General features: G+C 53.3%; 9 protein-coding genes. 5 read left to right on the forward strand and 4 right to left on the reverse strand.

Features of this window, described 5'->3' with window-relative positions:
• Nucleotides 1-24 precede the first annotated feature (24 nt).
• From mutL to ACSPJT_RS18015, 4 genes are all read left to right on the forward strand, one after another.
• Nucleotides 25-1,794 carry a DNA mismatch repair endonuclease MutL gene (gene mutL / locus ACSPJT_RS18000; protein ID WP_435893949.1) on the forward strand — a complete coding sequence of 590 codons (1,770 nt, stop codon included), beginning with the start codon at nt 25-27 and terminating at the stop codon, nt 1,792-1,794.
• Between the two features lie 9 nt (nt 1,795-1,803).
• Nucleotides 1,804-3,660, forward strand: a complete 1,857-nt coding sequence (locus ACSPJT_RS18005) for a DUF389 domain-containing protein (RefSeq protein ID WP_435893950.1) — start codon at nt 1,804-1,806, stop codon at nt 3,658-3,660.
• 271 nt (nt 3,661-3,931) lie between these two features.
• The gene (locus ACSPJT_RS18010) at nt 3,932-5,635 is read left to right on the forward strand and encodes a 30S ribosomal protein S1 (protein ID WP_435893951.1); all 1,704 of its coding nucleotides are present in this window, start codon (nt 3,932-3,934) and stop codon (nt 5,633-5,635) included.
• A 116-nt stretch (nt 5,636-5,751) separates the two neighbouring features.
• Nucleotides 5,752-7,848 carry a hypothetical protein gene (locus tag ACSPJT_RS18015; protein WP_435893952.1) on the forward strand — a complete coding sequence of 699 codons (2,097 nt, stop codon included), beginning with the start codon at nt 5,752-5,754 and terminating at the stop codon, nt 7,846-7,848.
• Here ACSPJT_RS18015 and ACSPJT_RS18020 read toward each other — a convergent pair.
• The gene (locus ACSPJT_RS18020; protein WP_435893953.1) at nt 7,845-8,120 is read right to left on the reverse strand and encodes a hypothetical protein; all 276 of its coding nucleotides are present in this window, start codon (nt 8,118-8,120) and stop codon (nt 7,845-7,847) included. The two genes, ACSPJT_RS18015 and ACSPJT_RS18020, sit on opposite strands and share 4 nt — an antisense overlap.
• 97 nt (nt 8,121-8,217) lie before the next feature.
• Between ACSPJT_RS18020 and ACSPJT_RS18025 the strand changes: the two genes are divergently transcribed.
• On the forward strand, nt 8,218-8,898 hold the full coding sequence (locus tag ACSPJT_RS18025; protein WP_435893954.1) for a hypothetical protein: 681 nt from the start codon (nt 8,218-8,220) through the stop codon (nt 8,896-8,898).
• A gap of 1 nt (nt 8,899) precedes the next feature.
• Here ACSPJT_RS18025 and ACSPJT_RS18030 read toward each other — a convergent pair whose 3' ends face one another.
• The 3 genes from ACSPJT_RS18030 to ACSPJT_RS18040 all read right to left on the reverse strand — a co-directional run bounded on the left by ACSPJT_RS18030 (nt 8,900) and on the right by ACSPJT_RS18040 (nt 13,025).
• The gene (locus tag ACSPJT_RS18030) at nt 8,900-10,063 is read right to left on the reverse strand and encodes a Gfo/Idh/MocA family protein (protein WP_435893955.1); all 1,164 of its coding nucleotides are present in this window, start codon (nt 10,061-10,063) and stop codon (nt 8,900-8,902) included.
• A 21-nt stretch (nt 10,064-10,084) separates the two neighbouring features.
• A complete protein-coding gene (locus ACSPJT_RS18035) occupies nt 10,085-11,125 on the reverse strand; it encodes a sugar phosphate isomerase/epimerase family protein (RefSeq protein WP_435893956.1) in 1,041 nt (346 codons plus the stop codon).
• 91 nt (nt 11,126-11,216) lie between these two features.
• Nucleotides 11,217-13,025 (reverse strand): MFS transporter, encoded by a 1,809-nt coding sequence (locus ACSPJT_RS18040; protein WP_435893957.1) that lies wholly within the window; start codon nt 13,023-13,025, stop codon nt 11,217-11,219.
• Between the last annotated feature and the right edge of the window lie 24 nt (nt 13,026-13,049).

Consider the following 13,049-nt stretch of genomic DNA (forward strand, 5'->3'; position numbering starts at 1 on the left):
AAGATTTTTCCATCCCTTATCGCTATGCCGCGGATCCAAATTCTCGACGACACCCTAGCCAGTCAAGTGGCAGCAGGGGAGGTGGTCGAGCGCCCGTCCAGTGTGGTCAAGGAGCTGGTTGAAAACAGTATCGATGCCGGAGCGAAACACGTCACTGTGGATATCCAACGCGGCGGCACCGCATTGATTCGGGTGACTGACGATGCCTGTGGTATGAGCCGCGAAGATGCATTGCTCTCGCTCGAACGCCATGCCACTAGCAAGCTCAGTAGCAGCGAACAGCTGGCCACAATCATGACTCTCGGATTCAGAGGGGAGGCGGTTCCGAGCATAGCCAGCGTCGCCCGTTTCCGCATGACCACGCGCGAAAAAGGAACCGTGGCGGGCACCGAAATTCAGGTGGATGGTGGTACTCTGCGCGATGTTCGGGATGCTGGTGTTCCCGAAGGGACGTGCATCGAGGTGAAACAGATTTTTTTCAACGTGCCGGCGAGACGTAAATTCCTGCGTGCGGAGACCACAGAGTTCGCTCACGTCGAACATCAAGTTCGGCTGCATGCACTGGCTACTCCCGAGGTGCGTTTTACCTTAAGCAAGGACGGTCGCACGGTATTCGATTTGCCGGCGGCCACTGATTGGCGGGTGCGCATCGCCAGTCTGGCAGGTCGTGAGGCTGCTGGACAGCTCATCGAAGTTCACCGTCGACAAGGGCCAGGACTTGCTGTGCGTGGTTATCTGCTTCCTTCCGAGTTCGCGCGAAAAGGAAAGCGGCAACAGTATATTTTCCTGAACGGCCGTCCAATCGAAGACCCAGCCATTTCACGTGCACTGCGCGATGGATATCGCGGTTCTATCGGCGAGGGCGCGCACCCTGCTGCTTGGTTGTGGTTGGAAATGGAACCGTCGTTGGTGGATGTGAACGTTCACCCGGCGAAGAAAGAGGTTCGTTTTCACCGGCCCTTTGATGTCCGCAATTTGATCGCGGAGGCTGTGGAGAAATCTCTCGCTGGGGATGTTCCCGAGATACAGCCAACGCCAGATCCAGAGCCCAAGCTGGCGGAACCCATCGAACATGTTAGCTCAGATACTACTCCGGTTAGGTTGCCGGTGAAAAATAATCCCACACCAGTGCCGTCGCTACCACCGGAGCGACCAAGTTTTCCACATCAGGCAGAGAAACAACAAGAACTGACAGCTCCGTCTGGGAAGAAAGTCATCGAGCAGCCTGATTTCCGGATTATTGGTCCGCTGCATGATAAGTATGTCGTGTTAGAAGGCGAGGAGGGTGTTGTATTGTTAGATCCGATTGCCGCTCGTGAACGTATCGTCTATGAAGATTTGTTAGCCTCTACTGGTGGCGAGGGTATTGATACCCAAGGATTGTTGGTGCCTGAATTGTTGGAACTTGATGCAGTGGATTCAGACATCGTACTGCGCCATGCCGAACACTTCATCGAAGCAGGGATGCAGGTTGATTCTTTCGGCGGGAGCACCATTCAAGTCAGCAGTTTGCCAGCCTTTCTCAAGGTCTCCGATATCCGTGGATTCTTGCTAGAGCTGGTGGATGAACTTCACGAAACCGTGGGGACACGGCGAGGAAAAGCGATGGCCTTCGAGGCATTTGCTGCAGGTGTTGCACGTCGTGTTGGTCGGCGCGAACCTTGTCGGATCGATCACGCTGATACGCTGTTAGCCTCGATGTTTGCCTGTGATTTGCCCTATTGCACACCAGATGGTAGACCGACCTTGATCCACATTTCCCTCAACGAACTCGACCGTAAATTCGGCAAGTAATTCTCCGACATGCTTCTCCTTCTCCGCAAACATACCGAGGCAGCTGCGATGACGCGCTGGGGTGTCCGCATTGCCCGCGCACTGGGCAGTCCGCTCAATATACTATGGCTCGAACACGGTGGGACTGAGCAGCAGGCGTCCGATCTAACATGGTCGCCATGGGGCTCCACTCTGCTGGAAAAGGACCCACAGTGGACGCACATCGAAGACGCTCTAACGGACTGTGGTGCCATGGAAATTAATCTGTGTCGAGTGAACTGCCTGAGTCGACATGAAACGGCGCTTTCTGTGGAGCGTCGGATGTCGCCTGATCTGATGGTGGTCGGCCGTCACGACTCGGCCCGAGACGGCTCGATGACCGGCAAGCTCGCACGTGAAATTCTCGATGACGCGCATTGCGCGGTGCTGGTTCTACGCTTGGGCAGTTTCAATATTGAGGAGAACACATCCCCCTCGATTTTAGTCCCCTGTGCCGGCGGTAGTCACTCGCGTTTCGGCATGAGGTTGGCGGCTAAAATGGCGGGGAATGATGCGACCGCTTTTTACGTCGAGTCCGACACCGATGACCTCTCGCTCGAAGTAGGGCGCGAGCACCTTAATCGGGCCGTGGCTCGTGCAGGTGTTTCCACGAGTCAAATCAACCCAAAGGTAGCACTCTCTGATAGCGTCTCTGACGCCATTAAAACTGAGATCAAAAGCGGGCAATATGGTCTGTTGTTGATCGGTGCCGCTGGTGGGGGAACTCTAAGACGGAAACTATTCGGCACCGTGCCAGAGCGGCTGATGAAAGGCGACGAGGGTATGAGTGTGGGTGTCATCCGTGCTGCGCGCCCGATGGGACACCGCGTTCGTGAGAAAATGGGACAATTGCTCAGTCTGAACGTGCCTCAGCTTGAGCGCGACGAGCGGATTCTGCTCTTCACCGAGATTGAAGGCAAGGCGCGCTGGAGTTTCGATTTCGCGGTCTTAATGATTTTGGCCACTGCGATTGCGGGTCTGGGTCTGTTAGCGGACAGTGCTGCCGTCGTGATAGGAGCCATGCTGGTGGCACCTTTGATGACACCGCTGCTTGGAGGCGGTCTTGCTGTGGTGCAGGGAAACTGGCCGCTATGGAGACAGTGTCAAAAGGCTGTGGTGTTAGGTTTCTTATCGGCTCTCTTGATCGGTGTCGCTCTGGGCTTCGGAGCTCGCAGCATCGGCATGGGTCTCACCGGTGAGTTGATGGCTAGGGGTGAACCTACCTTGTTAGATCTTGGTGTCGCTTTCATTTCCGGTATCGCAGCATCCTATTGCTTGGCTCGACCCAAGCTCAGCAGTGCCCTTGCTGGGGTGGCAATTGCCGCAGCCCTGGTTCCTCCAATTGCTACCACGGGAATCTGTTTAGCCCTGAACGAGCAGCACACGGCCAAAGGTGCGGCACTGCTCTTCGGCACCAACGTGGTTGCTATTGTGTTAGGTTCGTCGTTGAATTTCCTGCTTGCGGGTGTGCGCGGGAAGAAGGATGCAGCCCAGCTCTGGGCTCAGCGCCTTGCGATCGTGTTGGCATTGATATGTGCCGGACTAACAGTTCCACTGGCATCCGTGCTGATCAGTAAGGCGTCGAAGACAAGCCCGATCGAGAAAACTCTGACCGAGATACTCCAGGACAAAGACCTGCCACAGGCGGGTGATTACCGGCTCATTTCCGCGAAATTGAATCGTAAAGGGAACTCAGGAGGTTGGGTTGAAATTCACCTCGAAGGGCCTGATTTTCCACCTCCTGCATTGGCCAAGAGAATCCAGACAGCAGTGCACGAACGGCGTGGAAAAGGCGTAAAAACAAGGATTCGCATGTCTCTGATCCGCGATGTCAATCTCTCTGAATAGGTTGATTGTTGTGTAAGTCGCAGACTAAGAACGATTTGCGTGTTTTTTCGGTGGGGCTGAAATAGTCCTATTCTTCTTGCCAAACCGGGGGTTTCTAGTAACTTCCCGCCTCTGATTTTCTTTCGTCCTGCGGATTGGCGCCCCGTATCTGTAGGACATAATGGGGCAACACCTTCTGGTGACACGGCCGGTAAAATGGCCAATGTGAAACTGGAAGTTCAATGGAAAGAAATTAACCAAGGAACCTAACCTTAACCCAAAAACAAAACAAATGACTGCTACTGCAGAACTGGAATCTTTGATCGACTCAAAGTTCCGCGTATTCGAAGAGGGATCCGTTGTCAACGGAACCATCATTGCCATCAAACCTCAAGTTGTCCTCGTGGACATCGGTTACAAATCCGAAGGAGCTATCCCAGCTGCCGAATTTGAAGACGAGGAAATCGAAGTAGGCGATGAGTGCGAAGTCCTTCTGATGAAACTCGAAAACGACGAAGGTATGGTCGTGCTCTCCAAGGAGAAAGCCGCACACCGTAAGAACTGGGAAAAAATCGTCGGTGTTTACCACGACGGTGGACTCGTCAAAGGCAAGATCAAGAGCGCCGTCAAAGGTGGCCTCATGGTCAACGTCGGTGTCGAAGCCTTCCTTCCCGGCTCACAAGTCGACATCATCCCACCAAAAGACCTCAACGAATACGTTGGCAAGGTTTACGAATTTAAGATCGTCAAGGTCAACGACGAGCGCAAGAACATCGTTCTTTCCCGCCGCGAAGTGATCGAAAGCGAGCGCGCTGAGCAACGTCAGCTCTTCCTCCAGTCCGTCAAAGTTGGCGACAAGGTGGAAGGTCAGGTCAAGAACATCACCGACTTCGGTGCGTTCGTCGATCTTCAAGGCATGGACGGCCTGCTTCACGTCACCGACATGAGCTGGGGACGTATTTCCCACCCATCCGCACTGGTCCACATCGGCCAGACCGTGGAAGTTCTCATTCTCGACGTTGATCGTGAGAAAGAGCGTGTTTCCCTCGGCCTCAAGCAAATGGAGGACAACCCATGGGAAGACATCGAAGCTCGTTACCCAATCGGTACCGAAGTTACCGGAAAAGTCACCAAGCTTCTTCCTTACGGTGCATTCATCGAAATGGAGAGCGGCGTCGAAGGCCTCGTTCACGTTTCCGAACTCTCTTGGGTCAAGCGTATCAACCGTCCAAGCGACGTGCTCGAAATCGATCAGGAAATCAAGGCAGTCGTTCTTGGAATCAGCATCGAAGAGCAGAAGATCTCCCTCGGTGTCCGCCAGATGGACGAAAACCCATGGGACGTTCTCGAGCAGAAGTACCCAATCGGAACCAAGGTCAAAGGCGAGGTGCGCAACCTCACTCCTTACGGCGCGTTCCTGGGAATGGAAGAAGGTATCGACGGTATGATCCACGTGTCCGATCTCTCTTGGACCCGCAAGATCAACCACCCTTCCGAGATCCTCAAGAAGGGCGACGAAGTGGAAGCCATCGTGCTCAGCATCGACAAGGAAAACCAGCGTGTTTCCCTTGGCGTCAAGCAGCTTGACGGTGACCCATGGTCAGAAATCGAAGGCGACTTCAAAGTCGGCGATCTCGTTAAAGGTCAAGTGGCCAAGATCGCAAGCTTCGGCGCATTCGTTAACCTCGAGAACGACATCGATGGTCTCATCCACATCTCTCAGCTTGCTGAAGGTCACGTGGAGAAGGTCAAGGACGTCATCAAGGTGGGCGACGAAATCGAAGCCCGTGTTATCAAGGTGGACAAAGTGGAGCGCCGCATCGGTCTCTCCATCAAAGCCGTCAACTACGATCCAGAGCAACTCGAGAAAGAGTCCGCCAGCTTCGAGACCCTGCGTCCGTCTGGTGACCTCGTCGGTCTTGAGCAGGCATTCAACCTCGCCTCCACCGGAGGTGCCGAGGAGTGGAGCCCAAGCGCTGAAGACGACAAGGAGTAATCTCCTGGTCGCCTAAGACCTAACTAAAATTATCACGCCGCCGGAGGGAAACCTTCGGCGGCGTTTTTTTATGCACAATCTTGTCACGCTCCAGAGACTCTTTATACATAGCGGCCATGAGCAACTCCGAGCAGAGATTCAAAGACGTAGCCACGCAGGACTTCGGCGAGGATGAAGAAGCACGATATCGGGCGTTTGAGTTGTTGGACAATGAGATGCAAGCGTCGGACGCATTGGAGCCCGCGATTGCGGACTTGGAAAAAAGTCAGGTCACCAGGCAATGGTTACGCTGGAGTTTTTACGGGCTGACGCTGCTGATCGGGCTCTGGATTGTGATCAGCGATGGCAAACAGACCATTGAAGATCGATCATACATTTTCATCCCAGGCATGGGCGGTTCATCCATGATCGGATCAGGGCCTTCTGACCAAGCAACATGGGGGACTGAACTTAGCCGCGAAGAAAAGATCATCCTCTATGGCGATACGCGATATTCTACCAGAAGTCAGCAAATGCATGGTCTCTGGGCCATGGAACCTGAGAATCCGGCGTATTTCATCGAGTATGCGATGGCCTATCATGAGGATACTGGAATTCTGCCAGCCGACTTTTTGAAACAGGCCAATGAGATTGATCCAGACAACGGGTGGTATTCGCTCGTGCTCGCGGGGGTAACCTCGAAAGATACAGTCCAGAAAAAGCCAAGGGCCAAACCGGCCAGCAATCCGCGAGGTGGTCGAGGTAAACGGATGACGCCTAAAGCAAGAGCGAGAGAGAACACAGCTCCTGTGAAAAAGCCGTTGGTTGAGTATGAGGTCATCGATGAAGCGAATTTTAAGGAGGCTCTGGCGGGGCTGTATCGATCGGCATCAATGCCACAGTATGAATCCCACCAGTTGGGTTTATTCAAGAAGCGGATTTCTTTGTTACCCCAAGGTGGGGATTTCGTAACGCGACTGAAACCCATCGCTTACATGGCGGCGATGCCAAGTCATGTCTTCCGTGTTTTCGGACTCCACCGAGTGGTGAGAGCTGAGGCATCCCGTTGTGGTCAGGAAAAAGACGCAGAGGGCCTAAAAAAGCTGATCTCAGCTTGGGAGATAACTGGTAGACGATTGAATGCCGATACGGTGACCTTGATAGATGCCCTGATTGCGAGAGCGTGGGTGGAGGGGTCTTTGGAAACGTTTGCCAAAGCGGCTCTCGAGTGTGATATGCCTGAAGTGGCCAAGCGTTTCACCGAGCTCGATGAAGACGCTAAAACTCGTAAGGAACTGCGAAACGAGCGTTCCAAAGAAACTGAGAGTTTTAACATACTCGAGAAGAAAGGTGGCATGTTGCAGGTCATGGGAATGCCTATGATCGACCGGCAAGTGGATTTCCCAGATGAAGTAGGGGATGTACATTTGAAACCCGGCCGTATGGTCGATCATGCCTTTTTCGGCAGGATGCTGAGCGCTTCAGCGTGGCTGCTGATGCTGATTGTTGCAGCGGGGGTATATGTCTACCGCTTTAGATACGGTCGAGTTGTTGGAAAGCTCTCTACCCGACTCATGGCACTCGCGAAGCCGGTGGATCTGTTGTGGATCATGGCGGGTGGAGTTCTTGCACCTTTAGCTTATTATTGGCTGATCAATCGCTATTCTCCGTGGTCGGTCACTCATCACGCATTGCTATTTTACGTGGGAATTCCTGCTTTGGGGCAGTTTCTATGCATGTTCGTCCTGATGCTCGTGCTGCCACTGATGATCACACGCTGGAGACTCGGTAAGCGTGCTGGAATGTTAGGTTTTGGTGTTAGGGGGCAGTCATGGGCGTGGCTGTGGGTGCTTCTTGTGATCGTTGCCCTGCCTTGTTTTGGTTTCATGCCGGAGGATGTGGATCAGTTAACATTCGTGATGTGGAGCGCCTTGGCATGCGTGGCAATCTGTGCTTTGTGGCTGCTCGCCAGAGCGGTGATGGCGAATTTTGGGAAGCGAGATCTCGCACTCAAGCGGGTGCTGGTTTCCAGGTTGTTAGTTATGCCCTACGCACTGGCCGCGTTTATCATGGCCGTCTTGGTATCCGTGTATCATCAGCAAGAATACCACTGGGTGAGCCAAGACACCGACTTCATGCCGAGTGCGGAGGAGCCGGGGTTTAGTCGCTATGAATACCGCGTCAGTCAGCAAGTGAAAAAGGAACTCGCTGAGGTGATGGGGTGGGAGGATTAATCCATCTTGCTCAAGCCCCGCTTGGTGAGCCGCACCGTCAGGGGCTCACCGGCCTCTTCAGGTTTCCAGCCCATGGCGCGGCCGTCTTCGATAATGGTTTCCACCATGTCAGGTCTGAAAATACGGGGGCACTGCGCGATGATCATCTGGCCATCGGGAAATTCGTTGAGCTCGATGCGGACTTCGGTGAAGCGATCGGTGCTGCGCTTTGCCCAGCGATACTGGAGGTCATACCAGCAGATGACTTCGCTGCGTTTAAGTGGGAGGGCCATGGAGGAAATTCTAAGCATTAAGTTCCAAATTCTAAATGCCAAATAGTGAAAATAAATTAGTGCGGAAGAATGGCCGTTCAGAGATAATGGCGCTGCAATGGCAGTGACGGCTTACCAGAAAACGGCGGAGGTTTTGCGTGAGCAGGTGCGTGAGGCGCTACTGGATCATGATGCCTTTGAGCAGATGGTGCGACCATGTGAGCTTTCACTGTGTCGGGCGACTTGCTGCCATGATGGCGTGTATCTTTCGCAGGAAGAAGCTGGAGGCATCAAGGCGCTACTGGCAGAGAATGCTGACGCGTTTGCGACCTACGGACTGACTTTGCCGGAAGAGCCTATTGCCTCCGCGCGTGAGGGAAGATCGTTAAAGACCGCCACACGTGAGGCGGATGAGGGTGAACTGGCGGTTGATTTTCCAAGCCATTTTCCTAAGACCCGATGTGTCTTTCTGGACCGACAAGGCCGCTGTGGAATTCAGCGGCTTTCAATGGAGCAGGGTAGGGAGCCTTGGTTTGATAAACCACTGACCTGCTGGATTCATCCGATTGTGATCCAGTCTGCGAACCGTGAGAGATCGCGCCCACTAGTGACTCTGGTTTCCCCGGATAATGATCCTCAGAAAGCCGACGGGTATCCTGGATTTGCTTCCTGTACACACTGCGGCCGACCAGATAAGTCCGGTCGGCCGGCGCGTGAAGTTCTGGCTGCTGAGCTTGAGATGTTAGGCCAAGTCGCTGGCCGTGATCTGTTAGCTGAGCTGAACGCGGACAGTCTCTAATTTAGACATCCAAGCTCGTCCAAGCCGCATTTTTGGCACTAGAGGCCACCACGGCCTCAATGAAGGCCATGCCGCGAATGCCATCGTCAATGCCCGGGTAATCGGTGGCAATCTCTGACGGAGTTTCACCGGCTTCGACGGCGCGAATGTGGCTGGCGAAATTTTGGTAGAGATTGGCAAAGGCTTCCAAGTATCCCTCTGGGTGAGCAGGAGGGGTGCGGGTGCCGGCTTTGGCAGCATCGCAAAGGTAGTCGTGACCCGTGCGGTAAATCTCGGTGGGGCGGTCGTTGTATTTGACCAACAAAGTGTTTGGCTCGTTCTGATGCCACTCCAGTCCGGCTTTGGTTCCCCAGATTCGGATGCTGAGATTGTTTTCTTCACCGACGGCGATTTGTGATGCAGTTAACACACCTTTGGCTCCACCTTCGAAGCGGAGCAGCACGTTGCCGTCGTCATCAAGTCGGCGACCGGGAACGAATGCTGTTAGGTCGGCGGCGAGTTCGGAAATATGCAGACCTGAAATGACCTCGGCGAGGTTTTCTGCGTGGGTGCCGATGTCGCCCATGCAACCAGCAGCGCCGGACTTGGTAGGATCAGTACGCCATGCGGCTTGTTTCTGGTCCTCAGACTCAATGGCATCGGCCAGCCAGCCTTGTGGGTATTCGACTACGATCTTGCGGATCTCACCGAGATGACCTTCGGCCACGAGGTGACGTGCTTGTTTCACCATCGGATAGCCGGTGTAGGTGTGTGTGAGGCCGAAGAGTTTACCGGATTTTTCAATGATCGGCTTCAGCTGTTTGGCTTCGGCAAGATCAAGGGTGGCCGGCTTATCACAGAGCACATGGAAGCCTGCTTCCAGAGCAGCCTTGGCGGCAGGGAAGTGGACGTGGTTGGGTGTGACGATGGCGACAAATTGCATGCGCTCGTTTTCAGGCAGGGCGCTTTCCTTTTCAATCATCTCCTCGTATGTACCGTAACAACGGTCGGCAGGCAGGAAGAGATCGGCACCGGAGTCTTTCGAGCGTTGAGGATCTGACGAGAATGCACCACAGACGAGTTCGATCTGCTGATCGATGGCTGCGGCGATGCGGTGCACGGCACCAATGAAGGCACCACGGCCACCGCCGATCATGCCCATGCGGACTTTTTGAGTAGGGTTCATGTTATTATTTTTCAGAAGGATCTACCGGTTGCTGTTATCAAATACGGCGTCAAATTTTCCGCCACTATTGCGAGGGAAGTCGAGGTCTTTGACAAAGGCGCAGGACTCGGCGGCGCCGTGGAATCGATCCATGCGGCCGTCTTCCCATTCAACTGAAAGTGGGCCTTCGTAGCCTGTATCTGTGAGTGCGATGATGATTTCTTCGAAGTTGATGTCACCGCGGCCTACTGAGCGGAAGTCCCAGAAGCGGCGTGGATCACCGAACTCGGTATGGCCACCGAAGACGCCCACGGAGCCATCACCGTGGCCCCACCAGACGTCTTTCATGTGAACGTGGTAAATGCGCTCGGAGAAGGTGTGGATGAATTTGATGTAATCGACTCCCTGATAGCCTAGGTGCGATGGATCGTAGTTAAATCCAAAGCGTTTATGACCTTTCACGGCCTCGATGGCGCGTTGGGTGGAAACGAGGTCGAAGGCGATTTCCGTGGGGTGAACTTCGAGCCCAAAGTTGACATCGACCTCTTCGAACACATCGAGGATCGGGATGAAGCGCTCGGCGAAATCATCGAATCCAGCTTGGAGGTATTCTTGGGATGTTGGGGGGAATGAGTAGAGCGCATGCCAGATGGATGATCCGGTAAAGCCGTTGACCGCAGGAGTGATCGGGTGTTGGCCTCCAGGACGGGCATCCATGAACTTACGACAAGCACGTGCCGCATTTGCCATGTGCTCTGCGGCGCGCTCGCTGACACCCTCCGGATCACCGTCACCAGCGACACTTGGCGGGACAATCGACAGGTGGCGTGAGTCCACTTTATCGCAGATCGCTTGGCCTACGAGGTGGTTGGAAATGGCGTAGCAATCGAGACCGTGGGAGTTCAGAAGTTTCCATTTATCAACGACGTAGTCGTCGTCAGCGAGAGCAGCATCGACATCGAAGTGATCGCCCCAGCAGGCGAGTTCAACGCCATCGTAACCCATTTCTTTAACTTTGGGCAGGAGATCGGCAAGCGAGAGATCGGCCCATTGGCCGGTGAAGAGAGTGACTGGACGGGACATAATATTGGTAAGTTTAAAAAGTTGAATTTAAGGTGAAAAAAACGGGGCTGGGGAGGTGATCCCTAGCCCCGTTTCGTGATTGGGTAGTTAGTTAGAATTCGGCAGCTTCATCAACAACATCTTCATGTAGCTCTACTGGCTTGTAGCCTCCCTTGGCACGGAACCATAGAGCAATTGCTCCGAAGGCAATCACAAGAATGAAGGGGAACCATGCAGCGAATTTGAGCACATCACGACCAGACTTGGTTTTCATGTCTCCATGAAGTGTGACCATATCTGAGTATGCAGTGAGCCCGGCTTTGGCCGTTGCAGGAATACTTGCTGTGAGGGTCTCGTTGAGAGCCTCGTCCTTGGCGGCTGCTTTCTTGGTGAAACTATATGTCTCGATGGCCTTTACATCGGCATCATCGCTAGTTTTGAGTTCGGCATATTGTTCCTTGAGCTCGTCGTTACTTTCGATGACTGGCTGGAGGGCTGTGTAGATAGCTTCACCTTGCCCTTCGATCTTGCTCGCCCCAATTGCGGCGAATTGATTGGTGTCGATCACCTCGTTAGTCATCCAGAGGAACGGTGAGTCTTTTGATGCTGACTCAACAAGTTCAGGTGCTTTTTCCTGGCTTTGTTTGTAGATTGATTTGTCTTGAGCGACTCCGAGAATCGGGTTGCCGATCATGCCTAGGGATAGGAGACCCATTGCGGAAACTGTGTTGAGTGTTAATGCACCACCCTTTGGATAACGTTCAGCTACGAATCCCAAAATACATGGCCAGTAGTATGTTTGACCCACGGCATAGATCGTGAATGCAACAAGAACAAGGATTCCTGAAGCACTCGAGCCAAGCCAGTAGAGCGCGCTTGCGGAAAGAATTCCACTCACTGCCATGATTACTGGTGGACTGGCAATCTGGAGAATACTACCAGCGAAAAGGCGAAGTACGAGCATGACGCCAGCTGAAAATACGATCGCCCAGCTTGCACTGATACCAAGGTCTCCCTCCATTACCGGGGTCATGAGTTGCTTGATCCAGTTGTCGGTAGAAAGCTCCGCTGTTGCGACCGGAATCATGAGTAGACAGAGGAAGAAGAACAAAGGTTTACCAAGTGACTTAGTAATCGCTCCGAAAATGGCACCAACTGCAAGACCTCCAATTAAACACCCGAAGAACCATGGTTTCGGTGCGGGTTTCTCGTATAGTCCGAATACGCCGGAGAGAACTTCACCTCCAATTTGATAGATGAGCATGAATGCTGCAAGTGAGGCTCCTAGGAAGCCGACTTGCTTGAGCATGTCCATGAATGGAACGCCTGCCTTAACACGCTCGTCCACAGGGAACTTACATGGAGCATACATGAGTCCATAAACAACCGCAGGAACTACGATCCAGAGAGCGTGAATTCTCCAGCTAATGCCTCCAGTTGTTCCATCAATCAGCATGATGAGAAGAGTTCCTGTTACAATCCCAGCAGGCCACGATGCGTGGAGAATGGTAAGCATCTTCGTTTTCTGCTTAGGATAAACAGCAGCACAGGCAGGGTTGATTACCGCCTCGATGATACCGTGTCCAAGTCCTGCACAGATGGCGGCTGCGAGAAGGCCACCATAACCTGATGCCATGCATGTACCGATACCCGAGATAGCCTGAAGGGCTGCAGCGATAAACATTGGAACTTTGTATCCTGTTTTATCGACAACAAGGCTGAACAGAATCATGGTAATGGCAATTGGCCAGAAGCACGAGCCAGCGATGATTCCGACCTGAAGACCAGTAAGGCCGAATTCCTCGCCGTAACTACCCATGTGGGCAATACGGAAAGCAAAGCCGAAGCCCGCAGCCGCGAGTGATATAAAACTAGCCCAAAATAACAGGCTCTTCTGTTTATCCGTTAAATCATTATTCATGTTGGTATCTCGTTGATTTGAAAT

The sequence above is a fragment of the Oceaniferula spumae genome (assembly GCF_042849255.1).
In the GTDB taxonomy this organism is placed as follows: domain Bacteria; phylum Verrucomicrobiota; class Verrucomicrobiia; order Verrucomicrobiales; family Akkermansiaceae; genus Oceaniferula; species Oceaniferula spumae.

What these genes read in the sequence shown, in the direction of transcription:
- mutL (WP_435893949.1), top strand. Translation starts at nt 25, where the DNA reads ATGCCGCGGATCCAAATTCTCGACGACACCCTAGCCAGTCAAGTGGCA.
- ACSPJT_RS18005 (WP_435893950.1), top strand. Translation starts at nt 1,804, where the DNA reads ATGCTTCTCCTTCTCCGCAAACATACCGAGGCAGCTGCGATGACGCGC.
- ACSPJT_RS18010 (WP_435893951.1), top strand. Translation starts at nt 3,932, where the DNA reads ATGACTGCTACTGCAGAACTGGAATCTTTGATCGACTCAAAGTTCCGC.
- ACSPJT_RS18015 (WP_435893952.1), top strand. Translation starts at nt 5,752, where the DNA reads ATGAGCAACTCCGAGCAGAGATTCAAAGACGTAGCCACGCAGGACTTC.
- ACSPJT_RS18020 (WP_435893953.1), bottom strand. Translation starts at nt 8,120, where the DNA reads ATGGCCCTCCCACTTAAACGCAGCGAAGTCATCTGCTGGTATGACCTC.
- ACSPJT_RS18025 (WP_435893954.1), top strand. Translation starts at nt 8,218, where the DNA reads ATGGCAGTGACGGCTTACCAGAAAACGGCGGAGGTTTTGCGTGAGCAG.
- ACSPJT_RS18030 (WP_435893955.1), bottom strand. Translation starts at nt 10,063, where the DNA reads ATGAACCCTACTCAAAAAGTCCGCATGGGCATGATCGGCGGTGGCCGT.
- ACSPJT_RS18035 (WP_435893956.1), bottom strand. Translation starts at nt 11,125, where the DNA reads ATGTCCCGTCCAGTCACTCTCTTCACCGGCCAATGGGCCGATCTCTCG.
- ACSPJT_RS18040 (WP_435893957.1), bottom strand. Translation starts at nt 13,025, where the DNA reads ATGAATAATGATTTAACGGATAAACAGAAGAGCCTGTTATTTTGGGCT.